The organism is Catenibacterium sp. GCM10023432 (genome assembly GCF_042651925.1).
Classification (GTDB): domain Bacteria; phylum Bacillota_I; class Bacilli_A; order Erysipelotrichales; family Coprobacillaceae; genus Catenibacterium; species Catenibacterium mitsuoka.
Genome location: NZ_JBHSEB010000097.1, coordinates 1 through 13,628, shown reverse-complemented (window position 1 = coordinate 13,628; position 13,628 = coordinate 1). Strand labels below are relative to the sequence as shown.

The following is a 13,628-nucleotide window of genomic DNA, read 5'->3' as shown; positions in this document are numbered from 1 at the left end:
TCAGTAATGAAATGGTAAGAGCTACACCTATGCCTATTTCACTTAAGGAAGCATATTACGAATATCGTTATGGTATATTCGCTGAATAAGATAACCTAAAGCAACAATTTTCTTAAAAAGAGCGATTTATAATAAAATATTTTTTTAAGCAATTGAATAATGTACTTATGCAAACTCCTACATTTCATCAAAAAATACAAATTATTGACTCATTACTAGAAACAGAAACAACCTCTAGGCTATTCGTCTAGAGGTTATTTTCATACTTAAGTTTTGTGAATAGAGATGCTAATCATCTACCTTTAAATCATATTCCTTAATAAGTCTACGGGCAATCATCTTATTCACATGAGTCCTCTTAATAGTAATAGTGCGCTCACCATTAGAGTAAATACAATGGTCCCCTTTTGCATGTCTAAGGAATCGATAACCATTGTTTTCTAATATTCTTTTGAATTCTATGATGGAATACGTTCTTGCTTTCATGGTCTTTCCTCCTTGTCTATCTCTATTCTACCACATTTATAATCTTTAATGATTTTTTTACATATAGCGACATATTTATTCACAAATTAGTATATATGCTAAATTACGATTAATTTTTAACATTTTTATAATAATTTATTATTGCGTTGAATAAATCTTTGTATTATACTTAAACCCAACAAAGGCGAAGACGAGGAGAGTATTCTATGACAGAGACTCCAGCGAGTAAGTGATGGTGGAAGACTTACAGTTAAGTGATAGATGAAGAACACCTCTGAGCTGTCTACCCAAAGCATAATGCAAGTAGGCTAGAACGTTCTTTCAGCGACGTTACCGCTGGCGGGTATCGCATGCTCTTTGAAGTATGTCTGTACTTAGTTATAGACTCAACGACTTAGTAAGATACTCGCACCACAAAGCGAGTTTTTTTGACTCAAGTATAGGGAGGAAGATGTAAATGTGTGGTTTTTTAACAGTAGGTTCTAAAGAACTAGAAATTGATGTATTTGATGAAGCTTTAGGAAAGATTGAAGGCAGAGGTCCAGATATGATCGAGACTTCTCGATTATTCGATAAAACTTTTGGTTTTAATAGATTAGCTATTATGGATTTAAGCGAAAAGGGTATGCAGCCTTTTTCTGATGATCATACTATTGTGGTATGTAATGGAGAAATCTATAACTATCCAGAATTAAAGAAGAATATTATGGATGAATATACTTTTAAGTCTTCTAGTGATTGTGAAGTATTAATTCCTTTATATAGAAAATATGGTTTAGATACACTTGTAAGATATTTAGATGGTGAATATGCATTCTGTTTATATGATGCATTAACTGACAAGATGATGGCTGCAAGAGATCCAATTGGTATTCGTCCGATGTTTTATGGATATACTGAAAAAGGGACTATCGCATTTGGTTCTGAAGCTAAAGCTTTAATGCCTGTCTGTAAAGAAATCATGCCTTTCCCACCAGGACATTATTATGATGGTGAGAAGTTTATATGCTTCAATGATGTGGCTGATGTGAAATTAATGCATAATGATGATGTAGAAACAATCGCCTTGAACTTACGTGTTAAACTAATTGAAGCCGTTAAAAAGAGATTACAGAGTGATGCCCCTGTTGGTTATTTATTATCTGGTGGTTTAGATTCATCTTTAGTATGTGCGATTGGTCAACGTATTACTGATACACCTATCAAGACATTTGCGATTGGTATGGAAACAGATCCAATTGACTTAAAGTATGCGAAAGAAGTAGCTGAATTTCTAGGTACTAATCATACAGAAGTAATCATGACTAAAGAAGATGTACTCGGTTCTTTAAGAGAAGTCATCCGCACATTAGAAACATGGGATATTACAACTATTCGTGCAAGTATTGGTATGTACTTATTATGTAAATATATTCATGAACATACTGATCTAAAGGTTATTTTAACAGGAGAAGTCAGTGATGAATTATTTGGTTATAAATATACAGACTTTGCGCCTAGTCCTGAAGAATTTCAGAAAGAATCTCAGAAACGTATGCGAGAATTATATATGTATGATGTATTAAGAGCAGATAGATGTATTAGTGCGAATGCCTTAGAAGGTCGTGTTCCTTTCGCAGATCTTGATTTTGTAGATTATACAATGCGTATTGATCCAAAGAAGAAGATGAACACATACAATAAAGGTAAATATCTCTTAAGACATGCTTTTGAAGGTTTAAACTATCTTCCTCAGGATATCTTATTTAGAGAAAAAGCAGCTTTCTCTGATGCTGTTGGACATTCTATGGTGGATTATTTAAAAGAATATGCTGATTCACTCTATACAGATGAAGATGTTAAAAATGCTGAGGATAAGTATCCTTACTGCACACCATTTACTAAAGAATCTCTATTATATCGTGATATCTTTGAATCTTATTACCCAGGGAAAGCCAAATGGATCAAGGATTTCTGGATGCCTAATAAGACTTGGGAAAACTGTGATGTCAATGACCCAAGTGCTAGAGTACTTAAAAACTATGGTGACTCTGGAAAATAATGTTATAATGAGAATGAGGTGATGATTATGTTAAGTACATTATTATCAATGATGTTCTTTCTCGCATTTCTTCCATTTATTCTTATGTACTATATCTTTAAGTGGAGTATTAAGGTTGTAATCTATCTTATTCTTATCTTCTTTGCATTTGGATTACTATTAATGTTTCTATAAGACTATGACTGATTTCATAGTCTTTTTTTTGCATAAAAAAGGGGACATCATGTCCCCTAACATACAACACCATTATGAATTGTATGGTTGTTGTAATAGCCATTATATGACCAGTTGATCTGTCCATTTTCAACATAGTACCATGTACCATGCCCATCAACCTGAGATAAAGTTATCTTATTCCAGTCGATCTTGCCATTCTCTACATAATACCAAGTACCATTATATAAAACGAGATTAGAATAGTTCCAGTCAATCTGTCCATTATGGACATAGAACCAAGTCCCATGATAATACACCAATCCATTATAAGACCAGTTCAATGCACCATTCTGGATATAATACCATGTACCAAAATATTGTGTTAAACCAGTATAATGCCAATTGATCTGACTGTTTTCAATATAATACCAAGTACCATGTCCATCTACCTGGGACAATGTATTCTTACCCCAGTTGATCTTGCCATTCTCTACAAAATACCATGTACCATGATACTGTACAAGGTTTGTATAACACCAGTCAATCTTACCGTTTTTCACATAATACCAAGTGCCATTATAAAGTACAAGACTAGAATAGTTTGTTTGATGAACACCATTTTTAATATAGTACCACTCTTTATTACAGTAAACCAATCCCTGATAATGCCAATTGATTTGACCATTCTCTACATAATACCAAGTACCATGACCATTAACCTGACATAATGTATTTTTATTCCAGTTGATCTTACCATTTTCCACATAGTACCAAGTACCATAATACTGTACAAGATTTGTATAATGCCAGTTGATTTTACCATGATCTACATAATACCATGTACCATTATAAAGAATCAGATTATTATAACCTGTATCTAAAACACCATTAACGATATAACACCATTCACCATTAATATAAGTCAATCCATTACATGAATGATTCACTACACCATCAACTACATAATATGTCTTTCCATTATAGTCTACTAAACCTGTATAATCCTTATCTAGCTTACCATTATGAATATAATACCAGTCTCCATTAAAGTACACGATCGTATTCTTGTTAACCACAAGACCGTTTTCCACATAATACCAATAACCTTTGTTCTTTATTGGACCATTCATATTCTTATTTGTATGACCACTCACTAAATAATAGGTTGTTCCATTATAATTCCATGGACCAGTGTAAGATGTATCCACTTTACCTGCATCCACTTTATAATATTCACCTTCATACTTAATAGCACCTGAAATGGACTGATCCACAATACCATCTACCATATAGTAATTGTGATAAATACCTGTTGTATTCATAAAATGACCATTTGAAGTGGCATAAGTGCCTGCTCCTATAGTAATAGTAGAGGCATAAGAATTGACTCTTATATCTTCGCATTTCATTAAATAGCCACCAATTGTTTCACCAATGGCTTGATGACCTTTCACATTAGGATGGTAACCATCTGATGCGAAGTAATTCTTATTTTCATTTAAGGCATATTCACTATTGGTGATATAAATACCACCTGCTTCTTTTGTGCCATCTTTATATGCTTGGATGACATTCTTAAATCGTGAATGATCACTTGTAGCATCTCCTGTCATACCAACAAGAATCTTTGCATCAGGATATAATCTCTGGGCTTTTTTTACTGTTTCATAGACTTTATTCTTAATCGTATCATAAGAATAATACATATCATTATAGCCACCTGCAATGACTACATATTTTGCATCTTTCCCTTTTCCATCATCTAATAAAGTACTAAATGTCTTACCCGATAACTTAGCAACGAATCCTATACCACCATAAGATTCCTGTGTATAATCAAGTCCTGCTTTATGACTTGCCCGAACATACCACACATCATCTCCTGTAATCATTCCATCGCTAGAATAACCTTCAGTATAAGAATCTCCAATATATTGTACAAGATCATGATTCTCTGCATAAACAGGTGAACTCATGCAAATAAGCAGAAAAATGAAAACGCCTATTAATTTTTTCATAATTACCTCCATATAAAAAACGTGGATACCCACGTTTCTATATATATTCTTGTTTTATATTTTTGTCAATAGTGTTCACTTTAACCAGCGAATTTCATCACCATGAATATAATACCATGAACCATTATAGAGATTAGAATTACTATAGCTATTCTCTAAAACACCATTCTTAATATAACATAACTGACCATTCAAATGAATCATGCCTGTTTTACTAAAGTCTACCATACCATTCACGACATAATAGTTCTGTCCATTGTATTCTACTAATCCGGTGTAGCTCTTATCCATCTTACCTTGATGTACATAATACCATTGATCATCAATCTGCATTAAAGTATCCTTATTCGCAACAACACCATTTTCTACATAATACCAGGTTTTATTTGCTTTTATGGAACCTGTCATAGTCTTATCTGTATGACCATTTGTAAGATAATACTGCTGATCATTATAAGACCAGATTCCCGTGTATGATGTATCTACTTTACCTTCATCCACCTTATAATATTCACCATCATTTTCTACAATACCTGTCTTAGATGTATCTACAATACCATTGACCATATAATAGTTATCATAAAGACCTGTGATATTTATAAAGTGTCTATTCTTAACTGCATAAATACCTGCACCAATCTTAATAGAAGCAGCTTTTGTATAGACAGGCACATTATTACATTTCATGAAATAACCACCTATTGTTTCACCAAGAGCACGCTGTCCGTATTTATTAGGATGATGACCATCGGATGAAAAATAGCTCTGATTACCATTTAAGGCATTTTCACTATTAGTAATATAAATACCTCCTGCTTCTTTTGTACCATCCTTATATGCCTGTATAACAGTCTTAAAATGTTCATTTACAGAATCTCCTGTCATACCTACATAGACCTTTGCTTTCGGATAGAGCGTCTGTGCCTTTTTTACTGTTTCATAGACTTTATTCTTAATTGTCTTATAAGAAAAATCCTTATCATTATAGCCACCTGTAATGACTACATATTTCGCATTTCTTTTACCTTTGCCTTCATCTAATAAAGTACTAAATGTGCGTCCATCAGACTTTTTCACAAACCCTACACCACCATACGATGCTGAAGTATATTTCAGATGTGCTTTGCGGCATGCCTGGACATACCATAAATTATATCCCACGATCATACCATCACTTGAATAACCTTGTGTATATGAATCACCAATGAACTGAACAAGATCATTGGAATAAGCATCAACAGATGGAGTCAGGCCTATACAAAGTACAAAAATAAGGAATAAACCTAATAACCTTTTCATATAGAACCTCCTCTTACTAAAAAAACGTGGTCTCCCACGTCTTGGACCATTGGTGCTCGGAATGGGATTTGAACCCACACGGCATAAACCACCAGTACCTGAAACTGGCGTGTCTACCATTCCACCATCCGAGCATTCAACAGTGTTGATTTTATTCTCGTTTTATTTATTTGTCAATTACTATTCATGATGACATTCACAATTATCATGACTGCATCCACAAGTTGCTTCTGCATCAGGAGTTAAAGTACCAGCTAAATAAGCTTTCACTGCAGCATCACAATCACCAGTTACTCCACCCACTACATTAATATTAGAACCACTTAATGCCATAATAGCACCTCTACCAATACCACCACAGATCAATACATCTACATTCATATTAGATAATAAGATAGCTAATGCACCATGACCTAATCCTTCTGTACCTACAACCTGTGATTCTTTGATTTCATTATTTTCAATATCATATAATTTAAACTGTGAAGTTTTACCAAAGTGTTGAAACACTGATTCATTTTCATAAGTTACTGCAATTCTCATAATATGTTCTCCTTTTACGTCTATCACAGGATATCCTGCCTTTTTTGCACATTCATTACATTCAATTCTTAAAGGATAGCCTTCCATTATACTACGTGCTATCTTTTTTCTTGCCCCGGCATATATTTCAGTGACTGTTGTACGTGAGATATTCATTTTTTTAGCACACTTGGCATGAGTATAAGATTTATAATCAATTAAGCGTATGACTTCAAATTCGTCTAAAGCAAGCTCTATATAGCCTCTTTGAGGAATGCCATCAGGTACAAACATATTGTAGTCAGGAACTCCTGTAATTGTCCTTGATCTCTTTGGTCTAACCATACACGCCTCCAGTTACTGACATATGTCGGTAACATTATATCACAAACACTATGAAAAAAAAGCAGTTTTTCACTGCTTTATAGTAATCTAATTGCGCCTTGTTCTCTTGTATGAATCACATAACATGATCCTTTTCCTAAAATAGAATCCATATAAGCAACATAGTCTTTTAATCTATCAGTTTTCACAAAGGCAAGCATGGTTCCTGAGAATCCTCCACCATTGACCTTTACAACTCCATCATCACCTAAGTAATTCTCACTTAAGACAATAGCTGTTCCAACATTTTGACAACGTGTACTTCCCTGTGGATAAATATTCTGAAGAGCTTTAAAAGTAGAATCGCCCGATTCTCTCACTAATCTAAGGAATGTATCAAAGTCTCCCCTTTCAAGAGCTTCTGACTGCTTTAAAACACGTTCTTCTTCTTTAAAGAAATGAAGTGCTCGAAGTGCTGGTCGATCTCCTACTCTTGCTCTAACAATACGATAATTCTTCATAAACTCATCAAAAGAGACTTCTCTTAAGACATCTTTCTTAAAGAAGTGAGCGACCTCAATCATTTCTGCAGGCACTGCATCATAATCAACTGTATTATCTGATCTAATCAGATTAGAATTCACACTGCATAAAGTATAATCGAAATTAGAAAAATCAATATTTAGTTTACAAATATCTGGTGAATTAGGATCCTTAAAATCCACTTTAATAAATCCACCTACACAGCAGACACATTCATTCATTAAACCACTTGGTTTACAATAAAATGTATTTGTCGCAAAGCGACCAATCTGGACAAGATATTTATTTTCAATCTGTCCTTCATTATATAAATGGTTAATAATTGTACCAATCATAATACCAAAGTTAGCACTAGAACCTAGACCTACATTTCTAGGAATGCTGCATTCAATATAAGCATTAAAACCACCAATATGATAATTCTTCTGGTTCAATCCAAATAAAACACCATTGATCAATGATTCCATTGTACCTTTCTTGGCTTCATTATATTTTATATTTTCTGTATCTATTTCATTAATACTCATTTCATTATAGATTACTTTTGCATAGCGCTCTTGTTTCGCAATTATCGCAATAGAATCTAACTGAATAGCAGATGCAAGTACACGTCCACGCTGGTGATCTGTATGATTGCCACCAATTTCACATTTACCTGGAACACTGATGATCATAATATCCTGATCACCAAAATAATCAATAAAGGACTGGACGGCATCTTTGTATCTGAGTATCTGTTGATCTAATTTCTCTGAATAGATTTCCTTTAATATAGAAATCATTTCACCACTAGAAAGTCTTTTCATTACATCAGATGCTTTCATGATTTTATCTCCTTTTTTGTAATCGGTTGCATTTCTATTTTAACACTTATTTCATCTAATACAATGTTTCTAACTCTTTTTTAACTGTAATCTTACATAATCAATTTATATAATATTTGTGCATAATGTGCATAACTGTGAATAATTCATTTTCATGTGTATATATCGTATATTTTTAAATTGTATGTAAACTGCAGTTTTAAAACACCTATTTTAAGGTGTTAAATAGCCTTACTTATACACTAAGACTATTTAGGATTTGTAATGACTTTGTCATTATATGTAAACGAATACAAAAAAAGAATAGTGATTATTCACTATTCGAGTCATCTAATGCAGCTCCATTTGTTTCAATAATATGCTTCATCCAGTTATAAGACTTTTTCTTTGTGCGCTTGAGTGTACCATGTCCTTTATCATCCATATCTACATAAATAAAGCCATAGCGTTTCTTCATTTCACCAGTGGATAGTGAAACTAAATCAATAGGTGCCCACATTGTATAACCTAAACAATCCACACCATCCTCATTGATTGCATCAGCCATTGCAGAAAGATGTTTTTTTAGATAATCAATACGATAATCATCTTCTACATATCCGTTCTCATCGGCTTCATCAATGGCACCCATACCATTTTCTACAATAAAGATTGGTTTCTGGATACGATCATAGATTTCATTCATACAATAACGTAATCCTAACGCATCAATAGGCCACCCCCAAGGTGTATTTTCTAGATAAGGGTTACTAGATCCACCTACATTAAACCAAGGATCTCCTTCTTTGGTTGTATTTGAACGATAATAAGAGAATGAAACAAAGTCTAATTGTCCTTCTTTCAAGATATCTTTTTCTTCATCTGTAATAGGAAGAGACTCTACACCATGGTGAGCCCATACTTCTTTTGCGTAAGGATGGTAATAACCTCTTGCCATTGTATCAATAAAATACCAGTTTTCTCTTCTTTCTAACATATGGTGGAACATATCTTCTGGCTTGCATGTTGCAGGATAGAGTTCACTCATCGCATACATTGCCCCAAACATTGAATCAGGCATCATCTTATGACCTAAAATGACTGCTTTTGCACTTGCAATAAACATATGATGTGCACCTAGATAACGTGTATAGCCATCACTTTCTCTTGTACCACATGGACCAAATCCTCTGACTGCGTTGATTTCATTAAATGTCAGCCAGTATTTACATCTAGAACCATAACGTTCAAATAATGTTTGACAGTACTTCACATAACAATCAATAACATGTTTATTCGCCCAGCCATTGTATTTAATAGCGAGATGCATAGGCATTTCATCATGACAGATTGTGATAAGTGGTTCCATACCATGCTTTTCTAATTCATTGATGACATCATCATAGAACTTTAATCCTTCCTCATTAGGTGTTAATTCATCTCCAGTTGGATAAATACGACTCCAGCAGATAGAAAAACGAAATACATTAAATCCCATGCCTGCCATGAGTTCAATATCTTCTTTATAGTGATGATAAAAGTCTACAGCCTGATGACTTGGATAATACTGGTCATCTAAAAAGATAGGTTTTGCGTCTTGTGGTACTGGATCAGCATAAAAGAATGAGCTTCTAGGTCTAATGATAGAACCATCTGCTCTTTGTAAAGTATGAGCTCTTGGATGTTCTAATGAACCATCTGTTTCATAGTCATGAGAAAGTAATCCTCTTCCTCCTTCATTAAATCCACCTTCATACTGAAAGTCCGCAGTGGCTCCACCCCACAAGAATCCTTCTGGTAATTGTTTCATATTCATATCTCCTTTTGATAATATTATCATTCATATATGATAATATTCACACTATTTAATAGTTTTGTCAAGCATTATTGACAATATTATCATGATTCTATACAATGAAAACAGGTGATTAAAATGAACTTATTAAATACTATTGAACATAAGAAGACACAATTCAGCAATGCAGAGAAGAAGGTATGTGATTATATACTAGAACATCCCGAACAGGTGGAGTCCTATACAATCACAAAACTAGCAAATCAGGCAGAGACATCTACTTCTGCTGTTTTAAGATTTTGTCAGAGTCTTGGTTTTAAAGGTTATAAAGACTTCCGTTTTGAATTAATGAATGATTTAAAGAATTCACATCATGAAGATAATGGATCTAAATTTGAATCATTGGTGAATCACTATATCAATACTATGAATCATTTTAAGATGATGAATCAAACAGTCATAGAACATCTGATTGAAGATATAAAAAAAGCAAATAATATTTCTATTTGTGGGATGCATTATTCTTCTTTACCAGCTAAACAATTAAGCTATGGATTACAGGATCTAGGCTATATGAATTATTTAGCACAGGATTATCTAGAGTTCACACATCTTTTAAATGCAGTCAATAATGAGAGTCTATTTATTTATTTCTCTATTAACGGAAGTAAGAATGGTGTTCTTCATTATCTTGTTCCTAATATTCAGGATACATTACCAGAGAACTCTTATTTAATTACTTTAAATGAGAAAGCCCCTTTATCTGATTATTTTAAACATACGATTACATTACCTGGTTCTTATTTATCTCATAATTCAATTATTGATAATGAAAGTATTTCCTGTATGTTTATTGAAATTCTTATTAATATGTTGTCTATCTAGAAGTGCATGGCACTTCTTTTCTTATGAAAAAAAGTAGGTTTCCCTACTTTCCTTCCAACATTTCTATAACTTTAATAACATCCCAATAGAATACGTCTTCACCTACATATGCATCAAAATGATGTCTTCTTAACTGTCTCATAACATTATTTTGTACACCTGTAAAATAGAACTGTACTTTATGTGCACGACATAACTCTACAACATCCATTAATTCATGAATACCTGAATCATCAATAGAAGGAACACCTCTTACTGAGAGAATGATATGATCACATCCATCGATGAGTTCTCTTACTTTTGATAAGAGCTGATCCTGGTTTCCAAAGAATAAAGGTCCTGCGACATAAACAACACGTGTTGTAGAATGGTTATAATTGATTTCTTTATCTAATCTATGTGGTTCAATGGCACTTGTTTCAACATGTAATGAAGAGTTATTAATCACAAACAAGAACATTGAAACACAGATACCTAATACAATTGCGACTGTTAAGTCAAAGACAACTGTTGCAAGCATAGTGACTAAGAACTGTGTCATGCTTGTTTTAATACGGTTTCTAAATATAGATTTGATTTCGTCCCATTCATACGCCATGCAGTCATGATAAGTACTCCAGCTAAAGCTGATAAAGGAATATATGACATATAAGGACCTAATGCAAACATAGAAATAAGTAATGCAATCGCATGGAAAATACTGACTAATCTTGTCTGTCCACCTGCCTTGATTGCGACACTTGTACGTGCAATAGCAGCAGTGGCTGGTACCCCACCAAAAAATGGAATGACCATATTACCTACATCTTGCCCAAATAATTCCATATCTGCATCTAGCTTTTCATTTTTCATCTTACTGCACTTGCGCCACATAGTAATGATTCAATCATTCCAAGCATCGCTATATTAAAAGCAGGAATAATAAGATGAGTTACAGTTGTAAGATTCAGACTAGAAATAGATAGTCTTGCATCTGGAAATAATGTAGTAGGAATCTTACCTACAACTGTTACATCGAACTGTCCTACGATATTTACAATTAATGCAATAATAATACCAGCTAAAGATGATGGGAATACACTTGCCCATTTATTAGGCCAGATCAACATAATAAAGACAACAAGTAAGCCAACCATTAAAGCATACTTATTGATAGGAAAAACTAATTTAAAATAAGATAGAAGCTTTTCAATTGTATTGCCTCCTTTAGAAGTCACACCAAAGAAGTTATCAATTTGTCCTGTCGCAATGATAATCGCAATACCACTTGTAAAACCTGTAATAACACTACTTGGAATAAAAGATACAACCTTACCAAATTTAAATAATGAAGCAATCAATAACATGACCCCTGAAATAAAACCGGCTACAAATACTCCCTGTAAACCATAAGTAGTAGATAAGTAAATAAGAATGGCTGACATAGCTCCTGTAGGGCCTGAAATCTGATAAGAGGCACCTGATAGTCCCCCAATGAGTAAACCTGCGACAATGGTAGTAATTAAGCCTGCAACTATATCCTTTACTAACTTTTGTGAGTTATACCCCTTAAACTCACTTTTTAATCTTAAAACATAGTTATTTAACACAATACTTTCCTTTCCCAAAAAATATTGTTCAAATATAACTTAAAATTCTTATAATGTTGAGAAAAAATCTGACATTAACATATTATATATATTTGTATATGTTTTTATTTGTTTGATATTAAAACTATTAATTTCAAACTAACTTTAGTATACAATACATTCTGTGGAAGTATTGGAGTAGGTCATTATTTTGTGAATTATGCTTTGTCTCCTGCTAGTAACTCGAGTGAACGAAATGTGAAGACAACAGTCCATGCATCAAATGAGAATGAATTAATTATGATAAAAAATAAAGAGAGTGAAATGAAGCAGATGCCTTTTATAAAGAAACTTCTTTAACACAGATTATCAGTAAGGATAAATTAAAACTCTCAGGTAACTATAAGACACAAGACACGCATAAGTGGGCTATTATTATTCACGGTTATTAGTGGATAATAGAAATATGATGCCTTTTGGAAGACCATATTATGAACATGGCTATAATGTATTATTACCTGATGATCGTGCTTCTGGTAAGAGTGAAGGGAATCATATTGGTATGGGTTATCTTGACAAGGATGATATGAAGCTTTGGATTAATTGGATTTTGAATGAAGATCCAGACGCAAAGATTATAGTACATGGTGTATCTATGGGTGGTGCAACGTCTATGATGTTGTCAGAAGATAATCCAGAACAGGTCGTTTGTTATATTGAAGATTGTGGTTATACGAGTGTATATGATATATTCTCTAGCGAATTAGATAAGAGATTTTGTTTACCTCCATTCCCTGTCATGGATATATCGAATATTATGTCAAATATTGAAGCAGGTTATGATTTTAAAAAAGCAAGTAGTCTAGAAGCAGTTAAGAAATGTAAGAAACCAATGATGTTTATTCATGGTACGAAAGACGATTTCGTCCCTTATTCTATGGGATTAGAAGTATATAAAGCTGCAAAGTGTGAGAAGGAATTATATAGTGTCAAAGGCGCAACACATGCAAATAGCTTATATATGAATCCAAACGCTTATTGAAATAAAGTATTTAAGTTTATTAATGATAAGACATCTATCGCAAGATAGATGTTTTTTTGTACTAAAAAAGCCCTCTTGAAGGAAGGCATAAAAAAAGGACCTGGCAGCTTGCTATTGTCGCGTCTTCACACTATCGTCGCCGTTAT

11 protein-coding genes, 1 tRNA gene and 1 pseudogene are annotated in these 13,628 nt (G+C 33.3%); 4 read left to right on the top strand and 9 right to left on the bottom strand.

What is annotated here, in order from left to right; all coding sequences use genetic code 11:
- Nucleotides 1-288 precede the first annotated feature (288 nt).
- Complete coding sequence (locus ACFOZZ_RS12200) at nucleotides 289-486, bottom strand: type II toxin-antitoxin system HicA family toxin (RefSeq protein WP_055234076.1); 198 nt, start codon at nucleotides 484-486, stop codon at nucleotides 289-291.
- A gap of 457 nt (nucleotides 487-943) precedes the next feature.
- Here ACFOZZ_RS12200 and asnB point away from each other — a divergent pair, with 457 nt between their 5' ends.
- The gene (asnB, locus tag ACFOZZ_RS12195; protein WP_376815330.1) at nucleotides 944-2,527 is read left to right on the top strand and encodes an asparagine synthase B; all 1,584 of its coding nucleotides are present in this window, start codon (nucleotides 944-946) and stop codon (nucleotides 2,525-2,527) included.
- Between the two features lie 27 nt (nucleotides 2,528-2,554).
- Nucleotides 2,555-2,701 (top strand): hypothetical protein, encoded by a 147-nt coding sequence (locus ACFOZZ_RS12190; protein WP_187114897.1) that lies wholly within the window; start codon nucleotides 2,555-2,557, stop codon nucleotides 2,699-2,701.
- 56 nt (nucleotides 2,702-2,757) lie between these two features.
- On the opposite strand, the gene ACFOZZ_RS12185 is transcribed toward ACFOZZ_RS12190, so the two are convergent.
- The 6 genes from ACFOZZ_RS12185 to ACFOZZ_RS12160 form a co-directional block, all read right to left on the bottom strand.
- A complete protein-coding gene (locus ACFOZZ_RS12185; protein ID WP_376815329.1) occupies nucleotides 2,758-4,701 on the bottom strand; it encodes a GDSL-type esterase/lipase family protein in 1,944 nt (647 codons plus the stop codon).
- Between the two features lie 75 nt (nucleotides 4,702-4,776).
- Nucleotides 4,777-6,000: a GDSL-type esterase/lipase family protein gene (locus ACFOZZ_RS12180; protein WP_278779086.1), complete on the bottom strand. Its 1,224-nt coding sequence runs from the start codon at nucleotides 5,998-6,000 to the stop codon at nucleotides 4,777-4,779.
- 50 nt (nucleotides 6,001-6,050) lie between these two features.
- Nucleotides 6,051-6,134: transfer RNA gene (locus tag ACFOZZ_RS12175), tRNA-Leu, on the bottom strand.
- Between the two features lie 46 nt (nucleotides 6,135-6,180).
- Entirely contained in the window at nucleotides 6,181-6,867 is a 687-nt protein-coding gene (locus ACFOZZ_RS12170; RefSeq protein ID WP_070101868.1) for a DUF134 domain-containing protein, read from the bottom strand.
- A 77-nt stretch (nucleotides 6,868-6,944) separates the two neighbouring features.
- Nucleotides 6,945-8,213, bottom strand: a complete 1,269-nt coding sequence (locus ACFOZZ_RS12165) for a galactokinase (RefSeq protein ID WP_286696953.1) — start codon at nucleotides 8,211-8,213, stop codon at nucleotides 6,945-6,947.
- Nucleotides 8,214-8,523: 310 nt separating this feature from the next.
- Nucleotides 8,524-10,002 (bottom strand): glycoside hydrolase family 1 protein, encoded by a 1,479-nt coding sequence (locus ACFOZZ_RS12160; protein ID WP_055234072.1) that lies wholly within the window; start codon nucleotides 10,000-10,002, stop codon nucleotides 8,524-8,526.
- 123 nt (nucleotides 10,003-10,125) lie between these two features.
- Here ACFOZZ_RS12160 and ACFOZZ_RS12155 point away from each other — a divergent pair, with 123 nt between their 5' ends.
- Complete coding sequence (locus tag ACFOZZ_RS12155; RefSeq protein WP_278861734.1) at nucleotides 10,126-10,872, top strand: MurR/RpiR family transcriptional regulator; 747 nt, start codon at nucleotides 10,126-10,128, stop codon at nucleotides 10,870-10,872.
- 43 nt (nucleotides 10,873-10,915) lie between these two features.
- Here the strand turns inward: ACFOZZ_RS12155 and ACFOZZ_RS12150 are convergent, their stop codons facing one another.
- On the bottom strand, nucleotides 10,916-11,470 hold the full coding sequence (locus tag ACFOZZ_RS12150) for an STAS domain-containing protein (protein WP_278861735.1): 555 nt from the start codon (nucleotides 11,468-11,470) through the stop codon (nucleotides 10,916-10,918).
- A pseudogene (locus ACFOZZ_RS12145) lies at nucleotides 11,410-12,461 on the bottom strand (SulP family inorganic anion transporter). The gene ACFOZZ_RS12150 and the pseudogene ACFOZZ_RS12145 overlap by 61 nt, the downstream one beginning before the upstream one ends.
- Before the next feature lie 445 nt (nucleotides 12,462-12,906).
- Between ACFOZZ_RS12145 and ACFOZZ_RS12140 the strand changes: the two are divergent.
- The gene (locus ACFOZZ_RS12140; protein ID WP_376815328.1) at nucleotides 12,907-13,482 is read left to right on the top strand and encodes an alpha/beta hydrolase; all 576 of its coding nucleotides are present in this window, start codon (nucleotides 12,907-12,909) and stop codon (nucleotides 13,480-13,482) included.
- The last annotated feature ends 146 nt before the right edge of the window (nucleotides 13,483-13,628 follow it).